At 37.7% G+C, this 23301-nt stretch carries 15 protein-coding genes and 1 pseudogene; 8 read left to right on the top strand and 8 right to left on the bottom strand.

Annotated features, from left to right (window positions below):
• Nucleotides 1-25 precede the first annotated feature (25 nt).
• Nucleotides 26-1253 (top strand): ISAzo13 family transposase gene (locus F6K15_RS24300; RefSeq protein ID WP_293065457.1). Its coding sequence is split into 2 segments (ribosomal slippage): nt 26-402 and nt 401-1253, totalling 1230 coding nucleotides; the frame shifts between segments, so codons are not numbered across the junction.
• Nucleotides 1254-1258: 5 nt separating this feature from the next.
• Here the strand turns inward: F6K15_RS24300 and F6K15_RS38560 are convergent.
• The 7 genes and pseudogenes from F6K15_RS38560 to F6K15_RS24260 all read right to left on the bottom strand — a co-directional run bounded on the left by F6K15_RS38560 (nt 1259) and on the right by F6K15_RS24260 (nt 3989).
• Nucleotides 1259-1688, bottom strand: a pseudogene (locus F6K15_RS38560) (transposase).
• Entirely contained in the window at nt 1607-2038 is a 432-nt protein-coding gene (locus F6K15_RS24285) for an IS5 family transposase (RefSeq protein ID WP_293065453.1), read from the bottom strand. The pseudogene F6K15_RS38560 and the gene F6K15_RS24285 overlap by 82 nt, the downstream one beginning before the upstream one ends.
• 336 nt (nt 2039-2374) lie before the next feature.
• Entirely contained in the window at nt 2375-2647 is a 273-nt protein-coding gene (locus F6K15_RS24280; RefSeq protein ID WP_293065450.1) for a hypothetical protein, read from the bottom strand.
• A 115-nt stretch (nt 2648-2762) separates the two neighbouring features.
• Complete coding sequence (locus F6K15_RS24275; RefSeq protein ID WP_202224298.1) at nt 2763-3044, bottom strand: hypothetical protein; 282 nt, start codon at nt 3042-3044, stop codon at nt 2763-2765.
• 78 nt (nt 3045-3122) lie between these two features.
• Complete coding sequence (locus F6K15_RS24270; RefSeq protein ID WP_293065447.1) at nt 3123-3446, bottom strand: hypothetical protein; 324 nt, start codon at nt 3444-3446, stop codon at nt 3123-3125.
• 3 nt (nt 3447-3449) lie between these two features.
• On the bottom strand, nt 3450-3608 hold the full coding sequence (locus tag F6K15_RS24265) for a hypothetical protein (protein ID WP_293065444.1): 159 nt from the start codon (nt 3606-3608) through the stop codon (nt 3450-3452).
• A 66-nt stretch (nt 3609-3674) separates the two neighbouring features.
• Nucleotides 3675-3989 (bottom strand): hypothetical protein, encoded by a 315-nt coding sequence (locus F6K15_RS24260; protein ID WP_293065441.1) that lies wholly within the window; start codon nt 3987-3989, stop codon nt 3675-3677.
• Nucleotides 3990-4251: 262 nt separating this feature from the next.
• Between F6K15_RS24260 and F6K15_RS24255 the strand changes: the two genes are divergently transcribed.
• Together F6K15_RS24255 and F6K15_RS24250 are read left to right on the top strand one after the other, a co-directional pair.
• Nucleotides 4252-4518 (top strand): hypothetical protein, encoded by a 267-nt coding sequence (locus F6K15_RS24255; protein WP_293065438.1) that lies wholly within the window; start codon nt 4252-4254, stop codon nt 4516-4518.
• A 570-nt stretch (nt 4519-5088) separates the two neighbouring features.
• Nucleotides 5089-6006, top strand: a complete 918-nt coding sequence (locus F6K15_RS24250) for a hypothetical protein (protein ID WP_293065435.1) — start codon at nt 5089-5091, stop codon at nt 6004-6006.
• A 496-nt stretch (nt 6007-6502) separates the two neighbouring features.
• Here the strand turns inward: F6K15_RS24250 and F6K15_RS24245 are convergent, their stop codons facing one another.
• On the bottom strand, nt 6503-6805 hold the full coding sequence (locus F6K15_RS24245; RefSeq protein WP_293065432.1) for a hypothetical protein: 303 nt from the start codon (nt 6803-6805) through the stop codon (nt 6503-6505).
• Between the two features lie 249 nt (nt 6806-7054).
• On the opposite strand from F6K15_RS24245, the gene F6K15_RS24240 reads away from it, so the two are divergent.
• The 5 genes from F6K15_RS24240 (at nt 7055) to F6K15_RS24220 (ending at nt 22982) form a co-directional block, all read left to right on the top strand.
• A complete protein-coding gene (locus tag F6K15_RS24240) occupies nt 7055-7279 on the top strand; it encodes a hypothetical protein (protein ID WP_293065429.1) in 225 nt (74 codons plus the stop codon).
• Nucleotides 7280-7727: 448 nt separating this feature from the next.
• The gene (locus F6K15_RS24235) at nt 7728-8639 is read left to right on the top strand and encodes a hypothetical protein (protein WP_293065427.1); all 912 of its coding nucleotides are present in this window, start codon (nt 7728-7730) and stop codon (nt 8637-8639) included.
• 398 nt (nt 8640-9037) lie between these two features.
• Nucleotides 9038-10114 (top strand): PEP-CTERM sorting domain-containing protein, encoded by a 1077-nt coding sequence (locus F6K15_RS24230; protein ID WP_293065424.1) that lies wholly within the window; start codon nt 9038-9040, stop codon nt 10112-10114.
• 165 nt (nt 10115-10279) lie between these two features.
• Nucleotides 10280-11272, top strand: a complete 993-nt coding sequence (locus F6K15_RS24225) for a hypothetical protein (protein WP_293065421.1) — start codon at nt 10280-10282, stop codon at nt 11270-11272.
• Between the two features lie 904 nt (nt 11273-12176).
• Nucleotides 12177-22982 (top strand): non-ribosomal peptide synthetase, encoded by a 10806-nt coding sequence (locus tag F6K15_RS24220; RefSeq protein WP_293065418.1) that lies wholly within the window; start codon nt 12177-12179, stop codon nt 22980-22982.
• The last annotated feature ends 319 nt before the right edge of the window (nt 22983-23301 follow it).

The raw sequence follows: 23301 nt of genomic DNA, 5'->3' as shown, positions 1-23301 counted from the left end.
ATTATCACGTTTATTGTTGGGTAATATGTCTGATAACTCTGTAGTCAAAACTATTCAAGACAAGTATGAATTGTTGTGGCCTTACTTAAACGAAAAAACACGACGTATATGGGCAGCCATTGAAGCTCAAAGCCTGGGTTGGGGAGGTATTACCTTGGTGGCCAAAGCAGCTGGACTATCCCGCACCACAATTCATGGGGGTATGGATAATCTCTGTAAATCAGATGGAACAACAAGATCGGACTACAGCGATCGAATTCGTGAATTTGGTGGTGGCCGTAAACTACTAGAAGAAAAAGACCCAACTCTGTTAACAGATTTGGAATTACTGATTGAACCCGCAACTTTAGGAGACCCAGAATCTCCTCTGAAATGGACCTCAAAAAGTGTAGCTAAATTAAGCAGGATTGAATCAAGAGGGACACAGAATCAGCCCTAAAAGTGTTTATAATTTACTGGAGTCTCTTGGTTACAGCCTACAATCAAATCGCAAGACTCGCGCTCGCAAGTCTCACCCAGATCGGGATGCTCAGTTTTTACATATTACTCAACAAGTTAAATATTTCCAATCTGAAAATCAACCAGTCATTTCGGTTGATACCAAGAAAAAAGAATTAATTGGAGATTTTAAGAACTCTGGTAGTGAATGCTGTGTTAATGGACAACCAGTAGAAGTACGAATGCACGACTTTGCTGACCCAAAATTAGGTAAAGCAATTCCCTATGGAATTTATGACAAAACTATTAATACTGGATGGGTCAATGTTGGTATCGACCATGACACAGCCTGCTTTGCAGTGGAGTCGATTCGCCATTGGTGGTACTCAATGGGTGAAGAACTTTATCCAGATAGTCAAAAGATAATGATTACAGCCGACTGTGGTGGTAGTAATAGTTATCGCTCCCGACTGTGGAAGTTAAAACTACAAGAACTTGCCGACGAGATTAATCGGACTATTCATGTGTCTCATTTTCCTCCCGGTACAAGTAAATGGAACAAAATTGAACATCGCTTGTTTTGCCAGATAACCCAAAACTGGCGTGGCAGACCTTTAACTAGCTTGCAAGTCGTGATTAATCTAATTAACAATACTACTACCACACAAGGATTAAATGTAGTTGCCCACCTAGACAAAAATTTTTACGAAACAGGAATTAAAGTAAGTCGCGAAGAATTTAATGCCATTAGAATTGAACCAGACTCTTTTCATGGTGAATGGAATTATGTGATTAAGCCGAGAACAATAACTTAAATTGTTCAAGTTATTTTTACACGGCTACTTACATCTGAATAGACTTCATAATCCTTACTTAAGCGCCTAAATCTATTTAGCCACCCAAAAGTGCGTTCCACAATCCATCGTTTAGGCAATTGCTCAAAACTCTCTGAGGTTCGTTTGATCACTTCCACTCTGACGCCATCGCCACAAACCTGCCTAACAGCATTGGCAAAGTTTTTACCAGAATAACCCTGATCTACCCAGATTACCTCGCTCTTTCGATAGCTTGTCCTTGGCCTCATTGAGTACAACTACTGCTCCTAAACGTTCTGAGGCATTTGCCTCACTCACCAGAACTCCAATTAATAATCCTTGAGAATCTACGACTATATGGCGCTTACGGCCTTTAACTTTCTTGCCACCATCGAAACCGTAGACAGATCCCTTTTTTCTGTCGTTTTGACTGATTGAGAATCAGCGATCGCAACTGTGGAGTTTTTATCCCTGTCTAGTTGTGTTCTTAATTTTTGGCGAACTTGGTCGTGAAGAAGTTGCCATAAACCACGATGCTGCCATTTCTGGAAGTACCTGTATACAGTTGTGTAGGGTGGTAAGTCATGGGGCATCATTTCCCATTGGCATCCTGTTCTTTGTACATAAAATATACCATTGAGAATTTCTCGGAAATCCACTTGAACAGGATGCCCAAAGCCTTTAGGTTTAGGTAGCAGAGGCTTGAGTATCTCCCATTGTGAATCACTCAGGTCGCTTGGGTATGGTTGACGTTTAGGGTTAGCGATCGCAGGCAGACGACTCATTGGTTATAATATGGCTCAACTATACTCAACAATAACACCTCATTTGACTAGGATAAACTTTCTTTAGATTCTCTTTATGAATCAGCTCTAAAACTTTCACAAATTAATATCTTGTCTCATCTAAAATCTATCTGTAACAACCAAATTTGAACACAATCCAGGCAAAACTTTTAGCGTTAGCGCCCCAACCGCCCCGCCTCACCAACAACTTTTGTTTTCTGCATTAATTTAACTAGGGGCGTGTTGGGGAAAAGTTTTAGCGGAGCGGCCTGGATTGTGTGTTCGCCGACTATAGAGGTTAATCAGAGCGCGTTAATAAATAACCTCTGACTCAATTTACTCAATTTCTGGAGAAGGCTCTACAATTTTTATTTCTTTCCAAAAAGCAGGAGGATAGTTGTATCTCTCGTCTCCACAATCCCAAACATATACATTGTAGTTATCTTTATCTTTGTAGACATAATAGGTGCCTATTTTATAAGTCCACCCTCCTTTTTTTCGATAAGCCAGCAGTAACAAATTACTACTCCTTTTATTATCTCTCCAAGGTCCTGTGGGGATATCATTAATTTCTGATTCGTCGTGCCATCTAGTTTCAATTTTACACATGGTTTCAAAGGATAAATTTATAAATTATGATGAGCTGCAATCGCGCCCATTTGATGGACAGCTAGCACGCTGAGTAGTTCGCGACCGCTTTGAGTTTAGAACAAATAGACTTCAATTAATTTTCTAACAAATCTAGAAAATCTACATATTTTTTGATAAATTTTGTCTGAACAAATGCTTGCTCCTTACTAATTTTGGTTATTTTTATTTTTTGATGATCGATACAAAATTTTACCTCATAACAATAATTATCAGTGTTAAACACATAAGTATGCCCTTTTTCTTCGGAGTAAATATCATCGAGGTAATGTGTGAATTCCCAGTCAAATTCATTCAAATATTGCCTAATTTGATTTTTGATTTTAATGAATTCTAAGTAATCAGTTATTGTGTTCATATTAATCAGCTATTATCATAAAGACTATTCGCGGGACAGCGCGAATAGCTGAAGGCTCTTGACTACCAGACGAAACCCCTAACGGACAGATGGATCTCCTAATCTGTGCATAATTAATTTCAATACTGCGACCTGAGCTGCATCAGGGCTAGCTTCAGGATTATCTTCATCCAAAGCTGTTGCCAAGTCCACAACTTTCGTGGATAAATTAGTATCTTCAATACAGCAGGCTAGATTATCCAGAATTTGATAAGCTGAAACCAACAATTCTTCAAAGTTCATCTGGGGAATCCATTCATCAAGTCGATCGAGTGTTTGTTGGTCTTGGTCTGAAGGCTTTTTACTTACAAAATAATTGACCGATTTCATTCTTCTTGCTCCTATTTGTGTAGAATTTGACATAGGTCAGATTTCTACGACTGCTTCTAACCAGTCGGTTATGTAGGTTTGAAAAATTCGTCTTGGTATGGTGATAATTGCATCGGGTGTCAGTATTGATATCTCATCACCTACCCCCACTGCTGCCTCTATGTACTCCGGGTAAACTATTCTACCTAGTTCCATAGAAGCAGCGATAGACTTCCAGTCCGCTTACGCGATCGCTACCTCTATGCTCGTCATTCCAAGCACCTAGAATTCGTCGAAATCATCGGGTGATGCAGAAGCCTTGAACTCTTCTACTTCCTGCCAGATTTGCTCTGGTGTCTTCACAGGAGTTGACCAGTCATAGCATCCCAAGTCTTCCTCATACTGTGGGAGTTTATATGCAGTTGTTTCTACCTCAGTGCAAATGTTGTAAGGAGCTTGACTATAGTCTGTATACAACCAGGCTTCATCAGTCCCGTCATATAGCCAGTTATCGTTAGTTTGAGATGTTTGTACTGGTGGTGCGACTAGCTTCAGTTGAGGTGGGGCTGGCCTTGTTGTCTGTATTTGTGTTAACATTGTAGTTCTCCTAATAAGGGGGCGGGACATCATTTCAACTTTGGTCGGTTAGGGTGATGTCCCTTTTGAGTTTTTGCAGAGGCTTTTCTTTTCCTCTATACTTAGATTATATCCTAGTTAACCTGGATATACAACTCTCTACAGATGAATATTATTATGGGTTAACTCGGATAACAATAAGCATAACTTATCTATCCTGGTTAACTGGGATATTTTGCCCGTACAATAAGAGAATACGGTATAGAGGAAAATAATCTTTTGTATGCCAAATCGTAATCCTAAACCTAAAGACTCAGCCTTCCATAAAAATAAAAATGTAGCTCAAACCAACAGACCCCTAAAACCTCTTGCAAAAAAGGTAATAGGTATAAAATTAGAGGTAGATATAGATACATATTTGCGATCACTTCCCGTAAAAGAAAGAACAATTCTCATTAGGGAAGCAATAACCAGTGCAGTGGTAGAGGATATGAAGAGAAAAAGGATACCTATTGCTGAGACGGTAAACAATTTACCAGAGGAGATTTAACCTACCTCTACTGCTCTTGGGTCGCTCTTTTTTTTGCACATCAAAGCTAGAACGTCCACATTTAGCTTGAGCGATCGCTCTGGGATGTCAATCCTTGACTTAACATTTCTTGATAAACATTTAGTTGGCCCATTTATAAATACTCGAAGTACTGCTAAGGGGCATTCCTCAATTCTCTCTTCATGTTTTGAACAACTCTAGATAACGATAGGAAGCTTGCCCACTCTAAGACTTAGACACTGGCCATAGTTTCGCGGGTTCTTTGTTTCTGAACATTTTGAATGAAAAAGTGAACAGAAAGTGAGCAGTTTTATAGAAAACTGAACAGAAAAGTGAACAATTGCATCGAAAAATGAGCAGATAGGTGAGCAGAAAAATGAGCGATCGCCGTGGAATTACTGTGAGATTATTTTAAGCACAGGGCTTACGCAAAGAAACCTGATTTCTACAAGAAATCGTTGGTTTGAACAATAGACATCAAAAAAGTTATCAAAAAGCTAAATAAAATGTAGAATAGCAAAATTTGTAAAAAAAAGAGATACAAATTATATGTTTAAATATATACTTTTTATGAAAACATCGATTTTAAAATTAACCACTGCTTCTATATTATCTGCTTATTCTTTAGTATTTTCTTCTATAGCTGAGGCATCTGATATAAATGTAGTAATAGAAAGACTCCCTAATATAGGAATACAAAAAATTACAATTAATAGTAATAAACCAAATCAAAACGTATTTTTTAATGGTCAAGATGCTGGACAAACTGATGGTGCAGGAATGTTTATGTGCCAAGGTTCAGATCCATTTTGTCCACTACCCGCTGATAGTATAAAAGGTTTGATGATAGGTGATGGGCCAAATAAAAAAAGATTTAAAGATTTTAGAAGTAGTGGAAGAATGTTTTCTATGGATAAAGAAGATGCATGGTCTAATTCAAATGGTGAAGGTGATATAGAAGGATCACCAGGTAATGAAACTGGTGGAATTTTTTCATTTAGCTTAGAAAATTTAGACTTTTATAATAAAAGCTTAATACTCAAAAATGATGCAGTGATAAATTTAGAAACAGTAAATTTTTCAGTTTCAGGTGAATTAATACCAATAACATCAGATTTTTTTGAAGTAGCAATAGAAAATTATGAGTTGGATGTAGTTGATTTTAACATACCATCTTTAGGATTATTTAATGTTGATAAGTTTACTCTTGATAAATCAATAGCATCTGTTCCGGGAACTTTTTCTGTAACATCAACTACTGGAGAATTATATACTTCCATAAATGTCAACTGGCTTAATACACAAGGAAAAATAGTAGCTAAAGGATATGAATTATTTGAGATAGGTTTAAATGAGAGTTCTTCGGGTGTAACTGATATAACAATTAGTTCACAAGACGGTTTTATTAAAACCACACCAGAACCTACAGCTATTTTAGGATTATTAGTATTTTCTGGTGTAGGATTGCTAAACTCGAAAAAAAACTAAACAATTTTTTTTTACTCCTGTTTTAAAAAGCCTGAATCAACGAGAAAATCGGCTTTTTCAAGTTAAGAAAGTCGTAAATATTTCAAAGTAGGGCGATCAGTAGTAATAGAACGAATTTGTACGCTAAGGCTGAAACTCTTACTGTAATTGAATTTTAGTCCCCAAAATTTTAGGTAAATTTTAGGTAAATTTTACAATCCATCAACTTCTGAGGTGCAGTGTTTACGAGTTAATCAGGGCTTTAAGGATTCTCACAACAGCTCGAATGGTCTTAGTGTACGTTTTCGTACCGTTACTACCGATCGCGCTATATTAACATAATTGAATGAGCATCGAACCAATTCAATTTTTCGCCGATTCATCGGGTCGCCAAATCTGCATATTATGACGTGAGGCTTATCGGTGATTCAGCTAACTTTACTGAGTCCATAGAAGCAGCGATAGACTTCCAGTCCGCTTACGCGATCGCTACCTCTATGCTCGTCATGGCGAGTACCTAGAATTCGTCGTAATCATCGGGTGATGCAGATGCTTTAAACTTTTCTACCTCTTGCCAGATTTGCTCTGGTGTCTTCGCAGGAGTTGAGTAATCATAACAACCCCAATCCTCCTCATAGTCTGGAAGCTTATATGCAGTAGTTTCTGCCTCAGTGCAAGTACAAATGTTGTAAGGAGCTTGACTATAGTCGGTATATAACCAAGCATCATCTGTACCTGCATAAAGCCAGTTGTTGTTGGGAGAAGCTGAAGGAACTGTAGAAGTAATTGTAGCTGTTGTGGGGATTTGTTGTGCTAACATAATTAATGTCTCCTAGTAGTTTAGGGGTGGGACATCACACAAGCTTTGGACGGTCTGAGTGGTGTCCCTTTTGGTTTTGTAGAGGCTCTTTCCTTTCCTCCACATTTATATAATACTCGGTGTCATACACCGAAGTCAACCCTTTTATGATTAGTGTTCCCTATAGATAGGCTTGCTTCCAACTAAACTTGCTTATACCGTGTATGACACGGTACACTAAATAAATAATGGGTTAAAGAGGAAAGTCTTATGAGCAAAAGGAAAACTGGTTTTGATGTTGTGGACAGAGGAGAAGAAGGGTTGTTTAAAAGTCCGTATTCAGAACCCAGGAATATCCGAGGCTCGTTTAGGCTGAATCAGAGTCTGGATGATTGGATGAAAGCAGAAACCTGCAGAACAGGGGAGAGCAAAAACGATCTCATTATATTAGCTTTGGAAATGTTGAAGCGATCGCGAACCACTCAGAGTGATTAGCCATGTAGCACTTATTTACTGGGAAGCTTTTTTTGCACATCAAAGCTAGAACGTCCACATTTAGTTTGAGCGATCGCTCTGGGATATCAATCCTTGACTTAACATTTCTCAATAAACATTTAGTTGGCCCATTTATAAATACCAAAAGTACTGCTAAGAGACATTCCTCGGTTCTCTCTTCATGTTTTGAACAACTCTAGATAACGATAGGAAGCTTACCCACTCTAAGATTTAGATGCTGGCCATAGTCTCGTAGATTCTTTGTTTCTGAACGTTCTGAATAAAAAAGTGAACAGAAAGTGAGCAGTTTTATAGAAAAGTGAACAGAAAAATGAACAGTTTAATAGAAAAATGAGCAGATAGGTGAGCAGAAAAATGAGCGATCGCTGTGGAATTACTGTGAGATTATCAACAGGTAGAATTTCAAATTGACTTAAACTGGTTTTTTATGAATATTTTAAAAAGTAAAGTACTTCTGTCTACTATTGCGACTCCTTTAGCATTTTTTTCTGTATTGACATTCACTAACAAAGCACTTGCAGATATTAAACTTACGACTGGCGAGCCTGAAAAAGCAGGCTTGATTAGAGCTAGAGTAACTTTTGGAGATGGTTCAATTACCGAAGTTGAAGTTAATGTTCCTGAAGGGACAACTTCTGTTGGAAAAGCTATTTTATTACAAAATGCTTTTCTAAATCCTCCTAATATTCCGAATCCGAATGGCCCTGGTCAGATAAAACAACGTGGTATTCAAACTCAAAGAATGGGAAATATGTTAACTTTTCCAGGAAATATTGATGTTTTTGAAAAAATTAGAGATACAACTGGTGAAACTACCAGACTTGAAGCTGTCAACAGACAAAAAGCTAAAGAAGGGCAAATTGATGGATCTTTTATAGAAATAGCATCTTCACTGTCGGGTTTAGATTCTAGTGGAAATGAATCTGAGTTTGTAGCTTCATTAGGTTTTGAAACACCTTCAGAAAATGTTTCTGTAAGCTCACAATTTTTATTCAGCGATTTGGGAGGTAATGATATTGATGATTGGTTATCAACTATTTTTATAGATATTCAACAACAGTTACCTACTATTTATCAGTCTGATCTTTCTTTAGACTTAATTAATGATGAAATTTCATTTGTTTTTCCAGAAAATATATTACTAGGATCTGGTTTTATAGCAAACGGAAGTAACGATCTTAATGTCTCTAGTTCTTTAGATATAGAAGTAGAGAAAATCCCCGAACCTACCTTCACTCTCAGCTTCCTTGCCTTGGGTACTCTAGGAGCAGCCTCAACCCTCAAGCGTAAACTGAAGTCATCCAAATCCTCAGAGAAAGAGCTAGAAAAAGTCTCATAAAAAAGTGAACAATTGCATCGAAAAATGAGCAGAAAAATGAGCGATTACCGTGGAATTATTGTGCGATTATTAATTTGAACCTTATTGGGAGGATAAATTATGAATCTAACTTACCCATCTGGACTTTAGAAAAAAATAAGTTAAAAATAAGGTCAAAACCTAATACAGCTTTTTTTGCATTAAATCAGTCGTTTTTTTTCGATTTATCTAGAATTCAGCTATTGTAAACCACCTAAATCCAAATATAAAAGGCTATCAAAAGTTTTCTAAGCCTTTAATAAAACACCACAATACTCCTTACTTCTTCATCAATTGGAGAGATTTGTCATTGCTTTATTTTCATGTTTAAGAATAAAGTTATCAAACACTTAGTATTACACTCCTAAAAGTATTTAATCATGCTAAAAAAGAAAAACTTTTCACTATTCATAATAATATCAAGCCTTAATATTTTTTCTCTTCCATCTTTAGCTCAATCTTGTGACACAGAACTACTTAGTGCTATAGATGGAACTTTTACTGCTACTTGCAAAGTGACTAATAATACAGGAAAAAATATTAATGATGTTCATATAACAGTTCTAGGAACTGGTGGCAATATAACTGATCCTTTTTTATTTGATCCTCCTGGTACTATAAAAAGTGGACAAGAAAATCCTATTCCTCCAGAAGAAAATCCTAATAACTTACCTACTGACATTGTGATAGACCTCAATGAGAATTTAAATAATGGTGGTATGGTTACATTTGAATTTATAGTAAAATCTAACCAAATTAAATTAGATACAACTATATTTACAAAAGATGGAGAACCTATAGAACCTCCACGTAAAAAAAGTGATCCTTTATCTCATTGGAGTGGAGATCAAAGTAATGATGCTCAAATATCATTTGATAATGAAAGTCAAACTTTATCTTTTGGAAACATGACTGTAACTCCAACTCTAAAACTTAATGATGGTTCTGACAGCATAGCTGATCCATTAGAAGGAGCTACAATAACGATTGGTACTTCAACTTTATTGGATGTTGATATAGAACAAGGATGGTTTTTGTCTAACAGTACAATTGAATATTTAGTTGGTGAAGTTCCCGTACTAACAGCAGATTTAGTAAATGGTTTTTTGTTTAGAGAAGGAGGAGAACCACAATTTGATAGTGAGTTTCAGTATGATCTTACTAATATTAGTGTGAATAACTTTATCGACTCCCCTTATCTCGATGGCTTGCAAACTTATACAGAGAACGGAAACTCAAGCTTTCTTTCTTTCAATAGTAATATTCTCGATTTATCTAATAATCTTACTATCTCAGCTATTTCAACAGGTGAAGTATCAGTTGATGGAAAAAAAATTCCTGAACCGACCTCAGTTCTATCTCTCCTAGCTATTGGTACGCTCGGTGCAGCATCAACCCTCAAACGCAAACTGAAGTCCTCCAAATCCGCAGAGAAAGATCTAGAAAAAGTCTCCTAAACTAATTCAGTGCAAAAATATCCCTCTTTTGTCACTCTCCGGTTTTTTCTATTATTTGAACTTTCTAGAAAGAAACTATAACAAGAAATACAAAGTTTGATCGTCTAATTTTGCTATCAACTACTTTAATAAAATTAGACTTGAAGTTCATTATCTAAATAATTTATGAGTTCCTTAAAACTTTACTCTAGTTTTACAGCTTGTTTACTAACACCTTCTTTTATAATTGCTGGTGTTGTTTTGCCTGTATCTGCACAAGATTCTCCTGTTAGTAATGGCTATTTTCTTAACGGCGGGATTTTTGAGACTATTAATTTTCTAGATGCAGATGAAACAATGATAAATGGAATTAACGATTCTGGAGAAATTATTGGACTTTGGGGTAATGATCCAACGTTTTTAGAAAACAGTTTTTTTCGGGATGCTGACGGTAATTTCTCAGAAATAAATTTTCCTACTGCTACAGCTACCAGAGTTGAGGATATTAATAATTTAGGACAAATTGTTGGAAGCTATTTAGATACTACAGGCTTATTTCACGGGTTTTTGTTAGATAACGGAATCTTTACTACAATTGATTTTCCTGGAGCTAGTGGAACTATTCTTACAGGTATAAATGATTTACAAGAGGTTGTTGGAATTTTTCCTGATGCTGATAGAAGTGTTAATAGTTTTTTCCGAAATAGTGCAGGGGACTTTACTAATATTGATTTTCCAGGTTCACAGGACACATTTGCAGGAGGAATTAATAATATAGGTAATATTGTTGGAGATTATTCTGATTCTACTGGACTATTTCATGGCTTTATTCTTGAAGAAGATAACTTTACTTCTATCAATTTTCCAACTATTGGAGAGACATTTATCAATGATATTAATGAGTTTGGCGATATTGTTGGAACTTTTGTTCCAGAGAGACCATCTAGTTTGAGTGCAAAGGGTTTTTTACTAACTGATGATATTTTTACAACGATTGATTTTCCTGGAGCTATATCTACATTTGCTAGAGGAATTAACAATTCAGGTGAGATTGTTGGAGCATATAAAAGAAGTCCTGAGCCGTCGATTATTTTAGGTATCTTGACAACCATAGGATTAGGCGTTTTCTTACTGAAGCCCTCCAAATCCGCAGAGAAAGAGCTAGAAAAAGTCTCATAAAACCAATTCGGGCAGGTCTTGCTGGCGGTGGAATACAAATCCCACCACCATTTTGCGAGTGTAAGTTTTAAAAACTAGAGCAAGTTTCTTGCTGTTCAACTTCAACAACATTAATATATTTGAGGGTGTTTTTTAGAGTTGCATTTATGTGAAACCGCTCTTATTGATTGGTTTTCGCGGACGACGCTCCCCTACGGGAGAACGCGGGTCTCCAACCAACGTTGAGATGAAAATTTAGTAGAGCGACAAAAATATTGTCCATCTTGAAAACCGAATGGATTTTCCTGGCTTTTTAAAGATTATGTAAAGACGAATCCCTCGTGTTTATGAAAATATACAATAAGTAAAACTTATTGCTTAAACGTTGCTACGTTATTACATGGTTGTAAAATATTTAATACTTAATAAAATGCAATATTATTCAGTCAATAATTTTATGACTATTGATAATTAAGATATTAAATTTAAAATCACTAAAAGTGTTATATATCGAGAATTGTGTTTATTTTACACTTAGTAATTTATAGAAAAATTTGTTTTTTTTAATAGAGTATTTATAACTATAAAAATCAATAATATTGTTACAAATATTAACTATGTAAATTTTTAGTAAAGATATTAAATTTACTATTGTTTTATTTTAGGAGTATGACTATTATTTACTCCATGCCATAAGTTTAGTATTATTCTTACTAACTAAGAATTATTGTTTTTGGGGATTTTTTTAAGACTAAAAGGCAGTAAGACGATGCAGCTATAATAATTTAGCTGAAAAATAAATAATAATTAAGTAATTCCAGCTTTTTATTTATAATACCTAAAATTTAATTCCTATTTTTTCCATCACCAGTCCCTAGCTAAAACATCTGCTAATTGACAACTCCAAACAACATTATTGACGAATATGATAGAAGAAAGCTACCCACTATCACCAATGCAAAATGGTATGCTGTTTCATAGTCTATATGAGCATTCATCTGGAGTTTACATTGAGCAAGTCATTTGTAGTTTGGATGAAAATCTTAATGTTTCAAATCTGATACAAAGTTGGCAACTGGTTGTCGAGCGCCACTCTATATTAAGAACTGGTTTTGACTGGGATGATTCACATAATCTTCAGCAGTCGGTATATAAGGAAGTTAAACTGCCAATAGAACAGCAGAATTGGCAAAATCTGTCTCTATCGGAGCAGTCAAGTCAGTTAAACTCTTATCTTCAAGGCGATCGCCAAAAAGGTTTTAAAATTGCAGAAGCTCCACTGATGCGTTTTGCACTTTTTCAGTTGCCTGAGAGAGATTACAAGCTAGTTTGGACGTTCCATCATGCTTTGTTGGATGGTCGTTCTATTGTTATTATTCTCAAAGAAGTTTTTTCTCTTTATGAAGCGTTTTGCCAAAATCAAGAACTTAAATTAGAACTAGCTCATCCTTATGGCAATTATATTAATTGGCTTGGGCAACAGTCATTAATAGAAGCAGAAAAATTCTGGAAGCAACAATTACAGGGTTTTGAATCACCGACTCAGTTGTTAATCGCTACTAAATCAAAAACTGAAAGTATATCATCTTATAACACCCAAAAAATTCGATTATCCCAAGAATGTACCTCAGCTTTGCAGGATTTAGCTCAGAAAAACCAGTTGACTCTCAATACCTTAGTTCAAGCAGCATGGGCTTTATTACTAAATCGTTATAGCGGGCAAGAGGATGTAGTTTTTGGAGCAACTAGAGCCTGTAGACGTTCAGCCCTCAAAGATATGGATTCTATGGTAGGACTTTTTATCAATACCCTACCAGTGCGGGTTCAGGTTGATTTTGATAAACCATTGTTGCAATGGCTGAAGGAATTGCGGGCACAATGGATTGCTCTGCGGGATTATGAACATACTCCTTTAGTAAAGATTCAGGAATGGAGTGAAGTTCCCAAAGGATTGTCTTTGTTTGAAAGCCTTTTAGTTTTTGAGAATTATGAATTGAATACTGCTCTGCGTAGGCATGGAAAAAATTGGGAATCCAGAGAATTTGAGCTTCTCGAACAGCCTAACTATCCTCTGACTCTAGCTGTGTATGCTGAATCAGAGTTAATTCTTAAAATTGATTATGACTCTAGTCAATTTAATGATGAGACGATTGCCCGCATTCTAGGACATTTAGATACTTTACTTAATGGTTTCATCGTTAATTCTCAACAATGTTTGAGTGAATTACCATTTTTAACAGCAGCAGAAAAACATCAGTTTTTAGTAGAGTGGAATGATACTCAGGCAGAATTTCCCAAAAATAAATGTATTCATCAGTTATTTGAGGAACAGGTGAAACGAACTCCCGAACGTGTGGCAGTCGTATTTGAAGGTCAACAGTTGACCTACCAAGAGTTGAATACTAGAGCAAATAAATTAGCACATTACTTGCAGAAATTAGGAGTAGGACCGGAAGTTTTAGTAGGGATTTGTATAGAGCGATCGCCGGAGATGCTAGTAAGTCTCTTAGGTATTCTCAAAGCTAGTGGAGCTTATGTACCGTTAGACCCAAACTATCCCACTGAGCGTCTAGCCCACTTACTGTCTGATTCAGGGATGCCAGTGTTGTTGACTCAGGAGAAGTTGGTAGCTAGGTTGCCTAAACATAAGCCTCGTCCAATCTGTTTAGATGCCGACTGGGAGGCAATTATTCAAGAGAGTAAAGAAAATCCGAAGAGTAACGTAAAAGGCAATAATTTGTCCTATGTTATCTACACTTCAGGTACAACAGGGCAGCCTAAAGGAGTAATGATTGAGCATAGCTCGGTGATTAATCTAGCAATGGCTCTTAATCAAATAATTTATACAGAACATAAAAAAGACCAACTTAAAGTTAGTTTAAATGGTTCTTTAGCTTTTGATACCTCTGTCAAACAAATCATTCAGCTCCTATCGGGTCACACCCTCGAAATTATCCCAGAGGATTTACGTTTTGATGGAACTGCTCTGTTATCTTATTTACAGCGTCGCCAGATAGATGTATTTGACTGCACACCATCTCAACTAGGATTGCTTATTTCCGCAGGTTTATTAGATAGTAATCTTGGCCCTGAGTGCATACTGGTTGGTGGCGAACCTATCAATCCATCAATGTGGTCAAGTTTGAACCAAGCTAAACATATCCAATTTTTCAATGTTTATGGCCCTACAGAATGTACTGTAGATAGTACGATTTGTGACATCAGAACATCTAATATCAAGTCAGTCATCGGACGACCAATTGCCAACATACAAGTTTACATCCTTAACTCTCAACTTCAACCTGTACCCATTGGAGTTGAAGGTGAGTTGCATATTGGGGGTACAGGTTTAGCACGAGGTTATCTAAATTGCCCAGAATTAACGGCTGAGAGATTTATCCCAAATTCGTTTAGCGATGAACAAAATGCCAAACTCTACAAAACAGGCGACTTAGCCCGCTATTTACCGGATGGAAACATAGAGTTTATTGGTCGGATTGACAATCAGGTAAAGATTCGTGGCTTTCGCATTGAACTCGGTGAAATCGAAACTATATTGGCACAACATCCAGCAGTAAGAGAGTGTGTGGTCATTATCAGGGAAGATAATGTTGAGAGTAAAAATTTAGTTGCTTATGTAGTTCTGAATCAAAGACACACCATTGCGATTGATGATTTGCGTCGCTTTCTTAAACAGAAGTTACCAAATTACATGATACCGTCAGGCTTTATGGTGCTAGACACACTGCCGTTAACTACCAATGGGAAAGTAGATCGAAGTGCCTTACCAACAATAAACTGGGCAGAAATTGACGATTCAGAGAATTTTGTTGCTCCTCGTACTCCAGTGGAGGAACTACTGGCAGGTATTTGGGCAGAGGTTTTGGGATTAGGGCAAGTCGGTATTAATGATGATTTCTTCGATATTGGTGGGCATTCCTTAAAAGCAACTCAGGTTATTTCTCGGGTGCGTGATGTGTTCTCCCTTGAACTGCCTATACGCTGTTTGTTTGAATTTTCGACAGTAGCGGATTTTACTAAGCACATAGAAAACATCCGCTCTCAGGAATCAAATATTTCTCCGACAATTACTCTTCAACCTATTCCTAGAAAAGAAAGACTTACTTTATCTTTTGCTCAACAAAGATTGTGGTTTCTCAATCAATTAGAGGAACAAAATACCACTTACAATATTTTATCTGGCTTCTATTTAACCGGAACACTGAATGAAGCTGTTTTACAACAATCAATCAATGAAATCGTGGAACGCCATGAGATTCTACGGACTACTTTTTCTGTGATCGATGGAGTGGCTATTCCAATAATTCATAATCAGGTAAATATTTCTATTTCTTCGGTAAATTTAGAAACTTTGCCTGAAATTGCACAAACAACTGAGATACAACGATTAGTTAGAGATGAGAGTCAAAATAGTTTTGACTTGACTCAGTTTCCTCTACTACGTCTGACGCTGTTGCGGTTGGGAAGGGAGTCTTATTTTCTGCTGTTAACAATCCATCATATTGTCTCTGATGGTTGGTCTATGGGCATTTTATTCCGAGAACTTTCCCTCCTTTATAAAGCTTTTTCATGTGGAGAATCTGCTTCTCTCCCCCATTTACCTATCCAATATGCTGATTTTGCGCACTGGCAGAGGCAGTGGTTACAAGACGAAGTGTTAGAAAGTCAGCTTAATTATTGGCAGCAGCAATTAGCTGATGTTCCTCCTCTGTTAGACTTGCCTACTGACCATCCTCGTCCTCCTGTTCAATCTTTCCGAGGTAGTAGCCAGACATTTCAATTAAATGGGGAGCTAACACAGCAACTTAAAAAACTCGGTCGCCAATCAGGAACAACTCTATTTATGACACTCTTAGCAGTGTTTATGACACTTCTAAGTCGCTACACTCATCAAGAAGATATTGTTGTGGGTACACCCATGGCTAACCGTAATCGTCAAGAAATTGAGTCTTTGATTGGCTTTTTCGTTAATATTTTAGTGTTACGAGTTGACCTTTCTGGTAATCCTAGCTTCCGAGAATTACTCAAACGGACGCAGCAGATTACTTTGGATGCTTATTGCTATCAGGATTTGCCGTTTGAGAAGTTAGTGGAGGAACTACAACCTGAACGAAATCTGAGTTACCATCCTCTGTTTCAGGTGATGTTTGTTTTACAGAATGCTGAGTCTGAAGATTGGGAGTTTCCAGGTTTAACTTTGACTCCTTTAGAGATAGAGAGTGTCACCGCTAAGTTTGATTTAACTTTAGCAATAGAAGAGAAGGAATCAGAGCTGAGAGGGGTCTTAGAATATAACAGCGATTTGTTTGATGAGACGACTATATCTCGGATGGTCGGACATTTTCAAACGCTGTTAGCGGGGATTGTCGCGAACCCAGATATACGAGTTTCTGAATTACCCCTACTGACACAAGCAGAGCTAAATCAATTGTTGGTGGAATGGAATGATACTGCTTTAGATTATCCAAAGCATAAGTGCATTCATCAATTGTTTGAAGAACAGGTGGAGAAAACACCGGATGCAATAGCTCTGGTTTTTGCTGACCAGCGATTGACTTATCGGGAATTGAATAGTAAAGCCAATCAGTTGGCCTATTATTTACAAAAGTTGGGTGTCAAACCAGAGACTTTGGTGGGAATTTGTGTAGAGCGATCGCCTTTAATGGTAATTGGACTTCTGGGAATTCTCAAAACAGGTGGGGCTTATCTGCCTTTAGACCCAAATTATCCCCAAGAGCGTTTGGCTTTTATGCTGGAAGATACTCAGGTATCCTTACTACTTACTCAACAGAAACTTATTGAGGGACTTCCCCAGTATTCCGCACAAGTAGTTGATTTAGACAATTATGACCTTTGGGTAGAAGAAGGTGTTGATAATTTAACAAGTAATATTCAGTTTGACAACTTAGCTTATGTCCTCTACACTTCAGGTTCGACAGGTAAGCCCAAAGGGGTTGCAGTTGGACATCGCAGTGTAGTTGCTCTTTTGAGTTGGGCAACAGAGGTGTTTACCACAGCACAGCTTGCTGGAGTTCTAGCATCAACGTCTTTTTGCTTCGATATTTCGGTTTTTGAGTTATTTGTACCTTTAAGCTGTGGTGGCAAGATTATTCTGGCGGAAAATATCCTGCATCTGCCTACTTTGCCTGCTGTTGAGGATGTGACGTTAATCAATACGGTTCCTTCGGCTATCGCTGAATTAGTAAGAGCTAAGGAAATTCCTGAAAACGTTCGCACAATTAACTTAGCTGGAGAAGCTTTACCTCAACGCCTGGTACAACTTATCTATCAACAGGATAGTATTGAGAAACTGTTTAATCTTTATGGTCCTTCTGAAGACACTGTTTATTCGACTTATGCGTTAGTGGAGCGGGATTGGGAAAAAGCTCCTCCCATTGGTCGTCCAATTCCTAATACACAAGTCTATATATTAGATGCCTATCAGCAACCTGTTCCTATCGGTGTAACAGGTGAGCTACATCTTGGAGGGGCTGGTTTAGCAAGGGGCTATCTAAATCGCTCTGATTTTACAATAGAGAAATTTATCCCCAATCCCTTTAGTGATGAATCAAATACAAAGCTATACAAAACAGGAGATTTGGTTCGTTATTTATCTGACGGCAATATTGAGTTTATTGGTCGGATTGACAATCAGGTTAAGATTCGGGGCTTTCGGATTGAACTAGGTGAAGTTGAAGCGGTTTTATCTCAACACCCGGATGTTCAGAAAACAGTGGTTATTGCCAGAGAGGATAGCCCCAGAGATAAACGTCTTGTTGCCTATATCATTCCCGTTGAACAAACTGTCGAGATTAGTGAGCTACGTTGCTTTCTTAAGCAAAAGTTGCCTGAATACATGATACCTTCAGTTTTTGTTAAGTTGGAAGCTATCCCCCTCACCCCTAATGGAAAAGTAGATAGAAAAGCATTACCAATTCCTGATTCCTCCCACCTCAGTCTCGAAACCAGTTTTGTTCCTCCTCGTACACCAACAGAGGAAGTATTAGCGAGTATTTGGAGCAATCTTCTGGAATTAGAACAAGTTGGCATTTACGATAACTTCTTTGAATTAGGGGGACATTCCCTTTTAGCAACCCAAGTTATCTCACGATTACGGGAGGCATTTTCAGTTGAGTTACCAGTACGTTGCTTATTTGAAGCACCTACCATCGCTGAGTTAGGTGAGTCGATTGAGGCTAGTCACAGTCAAAACCAAAGTCTGCTTACTCCAACGATTGTCCCAGTACCAAGAGAGGGCAAAATACCCCTTTCTTTTGCCCAACAGCGACTGTGGTTTATTGACCAGTTGGAAGGAGCGAGTGGAATTTATAATATTCCCCTAGCCCTACGCCTCATTGGTAAGCTGAATAGAGGGGCTTTAGAGAGAGCTATCCAAGAAATTATCAACCGTCATGAGGTGCTACGCACGACTTTCGACAGAGTTAATGGTTCTCCGGTTCAGGTAATTGGCGCAACCTGGACTGGAAAATTGTCAGTAGTTGACTTGCGAGGATTAGCAGAGGAGGAGCAGACTGGTGAAGTAAGACACTTAGGGAAAGAAGAAGCACTGCGACCGTTCGATTTAGTTAAGGGTCCGTTGCTGCGCGTTACCCTACTACAGTTAGGTGAGCAGTCTCATGTTCTGCTGCTCGCTATGCACCATATTGTCTCTGATGGTTGGTCGCTAGGAATTTTCCTGCAAGAGTTTTCCAGCCTTTATACAGCTTTCTCCCAAGGAGATGCTTCTCCTCTACCAAACCTGTCTATTCAATATGCCGATTTTGCTGATTGGCAGCGACAATGGTTACAAGGAGAGGTGCTGGAAAGTCAACTTAACTACTGGAAGCAACAACTGCAAGGGATTCCACCTTTGTTAGAACTGCCAACTGACCACCCTCGCCCTCCAGTACAGACTTTTCAAGGATGTAGCGAGTCTTTTGAGCTAAGTGCTGAACTAACTCAGCAGTTGAAAACCCTAACTCAGAAGTCAGAAGTAACTCTGTTTATGTCTTTATTAACTGCTTTTGTGGTCTTATTATACCGTTACAATGGGCAAGAAGATATTGTGGTTGGTTCTCCCCTTGCCAATCGCAATCGTCTGGAAACAGAGTCTTTGATTGGATTTTTCGTGAATACTTTAGTATTCCGCGCTAGTCTGGCGGGAGAGCCTACATTTCAAGAGCTGTTAGAACAGGTACGGCAGGTTGCTTTGTCGGCTTATGCTCACCAGGATGTGCCGTTTGAGCAAGTTGTAGAAGTTTTGCAACCGGAACGGTCTCTGAGCCACAGCCCTCTGTTTCAGGTAATGTTTGTACTACAGAATGCACCCAAGGAAAAGTTAGAGTTACCTGATTTGACCCTGATTCCTTTCGAGATAGAGAATACAGTAGCTAAGTTTGATTTAACCCTATTGATGGAAGAAACGGAGCAAGGGCTAAAAGGAGTATGGCAATACAACACAGACTTATTTGATGCAGCAACGATAGGTCGGATGAGTGGGCATTTTCAGACTTTACTGGAGGGGATTGTCACGAACCCTCAACAGCGAGTTTCGGATTTGCCCTTATTGACAGCACAAGAGCGACATCAGTTACTGGTGGAGTGGAATGATACTGAAGCCGAGTTTCCTCAAGATAAGTGTATACATCAGTTATTTGAGGAACAAGTGAAGAAAACTCCTGATGCAGTTGCTGTGGTGTTTGAAGAGCAACAGTTGACCTATAAGGAATTGAATTGTCGCGCTAATCAGTTAGCACACTATTTGCAAAAGCTGGGAGTGGGAGCAGAGGTACTGGTGGGGATTTGTGTGGAGCGATCGCCCTTGATGATTGTAGGCTTGTTAGGGATTCTCAAGGCAGGTGGGGCTTATGTGCCTTTAGATCCAAATTATCCCCAAGAGCGTCTGAAATTTATGCTCGAAGATGCTCAGGTATCGTTACTACTTACTCAACAGAAGCTTGTGGAGACATTGCCCGTACATAAGGCACAATTAGTTCGTTTAGATTCAGATTGGAAGGTTATTTCTCAAGAGAGCAATAACAACTTATGTAGCTGTGTCAAGTTAGAGAATTTAGTCTATGTTATTTATACTTCTGGCTCTACAGGAATGCCCAAGGGAGTGCTGATTCCTCATAGAGGATTATCAAATTTAGTTTTCTGGCATCAGCTTACTTTTGAACTTACTCCATTAGACAGAGCCACTCAAATAGCATCAACAGCATTTGATGCTTCAGTCTGGGAAATTTGGCCTTACTTGGCAAGTGGGGCAAGTCTTTTTATCATTAGCCCTGAAATTATTGGTTTAGCAGAAAAGCTTAAAAACTGGTTAATATCCCAAAAAATCACAATTTGTTTTTTGCCAACGCCTTTAGTAGAGCTTTTGTTATCTCTGGAATGGACTGAAAAGACTGATTTGCGGATTATCTTAACAGGAGGGGATAAGCTTCATGATTACCCATCAATATCTTTACCTTTCAGGTTGATTAATAACTATGGCCCCACGGAAAATACGGTTGTAACAACTTCTGGGGTTGTTGCTAAAACAGAAAATCAACAACATCTTCCTTCTATTGGTCATCCTATTAACAATACCAAAATCTATATTTTAAATTCTCAACTTCAACCTGTACCTATTGGTATTGCTGGTGAGTTGCATATTGGAGGTGCAGGTTTAACCCGAGGCTACCTGAATCGTCCTGAATTAACGACTGATAAATTTATCTCTAATCCCTTTAGCGACGAACCTAATGCAAAATTATACAAGACTGGGGATAAGGTTCGTTATTTACCTGATGGCAACATTGAGTTTCTCGGTCGGATTGATAATCAGGTTAAGATTCGTGGTTTTCGCATTGAACTGGGTGAAGTTGAAGCGGTTTTGTCTCAACACCAGGATGTTCAGAAAACAGTGGTTATTGCTAGAGAAGATAGCCTCGGAAATAAATGTCTTGTCGCCTATATCATTTCCGTTGAACAAGCTATTAATATCAGTAAACTACGTCGCTTTCTCAAGGAAAAATTACCAAATTATATGATGCCTTCAGCTTTTGTCATATTGGAGGCTATGCCCCTTACCCCGAATGGGAAAGTAGATAGAAGAGCATTACCGAGTCCCGATTCCTCGAACTTCAGCTCCGAAGCCATTTTTGTTGCTCCTCGTACACCTACAGAGGAAATATTGGCGACAATTTGGAGCAATCTTTTAGGGGTAGAGCAAGTTGGCATTCACGATAACTTCTTTGAATTGGGAGGGCATTCCCTTTTAGCTACTCAGCTACTGTTTCAAATTAGTGAAGCTTTTCATTATGAACTATCTTTGCGTAGTATCTTAGAAAGACCAACTATTAAGAAACTTGCAGATCATATTGAGAGGTTGGAGCAGGTTTTACAAAACTTCCCTATTTCTAGCCCTACTTTGCGGAGGAATAATTTTTCTCTCTCACTCAGCCAACAACGCCGATGGTCCCGTTGTATATCTAATCCTAACAGATTTGTTATTAATCCTTTTACAGTCATACGTTTAATAGGATCACTCGATGTAGTTGCTTTGGAGCAAGCATTTAACGAAGTGGTGCGTCGGCATGAAGCTTTACGAACTAACTTTACTGCTATAGCAGGACAACCAACTCAGAGTGTTCAATCAGAACTAATTCTATTTATACCAGTTTTTGATATAAGTCATCTTTCAGAAAACGCTCAAGAAGAATACGTCAATAAGCATACTATTAGAGAAATTCATAAGCCATTCGACATATCGCAATTTCCCCTCATGCGACTACAACTTTTTCGCATTCGTAAACAAGAAAATATTCTTCTATTTATAATTGATCACATGATATTTGATGGTTGGTCATTCGATATTTTTCTCAAGGAAATATCAATACTCTATAATGCTTTCTCCGTTCGTCAAACCTCTCCCTTGCCAAAACTTTCTACTCAATACTCAGATTTTGTTCTTTGGGAACAAAAACAGCTAGAAACTGAATATTTTAAGGAGCTTATTTCCAAAAGAAAAAAACATCTTTTAAAAGCCTCACCGCTATTTCAAGCATCTAAGATAAAGACAGAAATTCCTAATAGTAGATATGAAGTATTTACTTTATCTAATTCACTATATAAAGAACTAAAATTTCTTAGTCAGGCTCAAGGAGTTACACTATTTATTCTTTTTATGTCAGTTTTTCAACTCTTATTGTATAAATACACAGATAAAAAAGATATTGTTGTGGCATCTTCTTTTTCAAATCGTGTTAGGAAAGAATTTAGGGGAGTAATAGGTTATTTTTCTAATAGTCAATTAATACGAATCCGGTTCAGTAGCAATTTGACCTTCAAAGAGTTATTAGATAAAGTCTACAAGGCAGTTGTTGAGGCTCATTATTTTCAGTTTTTGCCTGGTTCGATTATGTCTTTACAACCGATCAGTTGGGACAATAACACATACTCTCTATTATCTCAGGTATTTTTTCAGCTTAACTATCAAAGTTCACAACCATTATCGATTACAAATGTAAAATCTAACTATATACCAATTGATGTTCGTTTTACAAACCGTACTTTGGGATTAGTCATTAATTTATGTCAGGGAAATGTATCTGGGTTTTTTAAATATAGAACTGACTTATTTGGTACTAACTTTATAAAGCAAATCACGAAAGATTTTATTCTCTTATTGCAAAGAATTACCCAGAATTATGAAATTAAATATTGATACTCTCTCAGAAAGTGACTAGCTACTGGCTACAACTTATACCATTTCACTTCAAGTATGTCACAGTTTGGACTAACTGTAGCAGTGCATTCTGGCATATTTACACATTATTATTTTTTGTAAACCTGTTCGCTTACTGCACTACCCTGTCACATAGCAACTGGGGTTTAGACTAATTAAGGCAGGCCGGAAACTTGCCGACGGAGAATAGTGAAATAGGCCAATAAGACTGAAACTATTTCGCATTGCAGCATTACAAACACTTTTTAGTCAATTAAGTAGGTCGGTGTTGAAAATTATCGTTATAAAAAGGCAAGAA

This window comes from Okeania sp. SIO2B3, assembly GCF_010672525.1.
Lineage (GTDB): Bacteria > Cyanobacteriota > Cyanobacteriia > Cyanobacteriales > Microcoleaceae > Okeania.
Note: the sequence above shows the minus strand (reverse complement) of the source record. Positions and strands in the feature narration are given on the sequence as shown.

What these genes read in the sequence shown, in the direction of transcription:
- F6K15_RS24285 (WP_293065453.1), bottom strand. Translation starts at nt 2,038, where the DNA reads ATGAGTCGTCTGCCTGCGATCGCTAACCCTAAACGTCAACCATACCCA.
- F6K15_RS24280 (WP_293065450.1), bottom strand. Translation starts at nt 2,647, where the DNA reads ATGTGTAAAATTGAAACTAGATGGCACGACGAATCAGAAATTAATGAT.
- F6K15_RS24275 (WP_202224298.1), bottom strand. Translation starts at nt 3,044, where the DNA reads ATGAACACAATAACTGATTACTTAGAATTCATTAAAATCAAAAATCAA.
- F6K15_RS24270 (WP_293065447.1), bottom strand. Translation starts at nt 3,446, where the DNA reads ATGTCAAATTCTACACAAATAGGAGCAAGAAGAATGAAATCGGTCAAT.
- F6K15_RS24265 (WP_293065444.1), bottom strand. Translation starts at nt 3,608, where the DNA reads ATGGAACTAGGTAGAATAGTTTACCCGGAGTACATAGAGGCAGCAGTG.
- F6K15_RS24260 (WP_293065441.1), bottom strand. Translation starts at nt 3,989, where the DNA reads ATGTTAACACAAATACAGACAACAAGGCCAGCCCCACCTCAACTGAAG.
- F6K15_RS24255 (WP_293065438.1), top strand. Translation starts at nt 4,252, where the DNA reads ATGCCAAATCGTAATCCTAAACCTAAAGACTCAGCCTTCCATAAAAAT.
- F6K15_RS24250 (WP_293065435.1), top strand. Translation starts at nt 5,089, where the DNA reads ATGAAAACATCGATTTTAAAATTAACCACTGCTTCTATATTATCTGCT.
- F6K15_RS24245 (WP_293065432.1), bottom strand. Translation starts at nt 6,805, where the DNA reads ATGTTAGCACAACAAATCCCCACAACAGCTACAATTACTTCTACAGTT.
- F6K15_RS24240 (WP_293065429.1), top strand. Translation starts at nt 7,055, where the DNA reads ATGAGCAAAAGGAAAACTGGTTTTGATGTTGTGGACAGAGGAGAAGAA.
- F6K15_RS24235 (WP_293065427.1), top strand. Translation starts at nt 7,728, where the DNA reads ATGAATATTTTAAAAAGTAAAGTACTTCTGTCTACTATTGCGACTCCT.
- F6K15_RS24230 (WP_293065424.1), top strand. Translation starts at nt 9,038, where the DNA reads ATGCTAAAAAAGAAAAACTTTTCACTATTCATAATAATATCAAGCCTT.
- F6K15_RS24225 (WP_293065421.1), top strand. Translation starts at nt 10,280, where the DNA reads ATGAGTTCCTTAAAACTTTACTCTAGTTTTACAGCTTGTTTACTAACA.
- F6K15_RS24220 (WP_293065418.1), top strand. Translation starts at nt 12,177, where the DNA reads ATGATAGAAGAAAGCTACCCACTATCACCAATGCAAAATGGTATGCTG.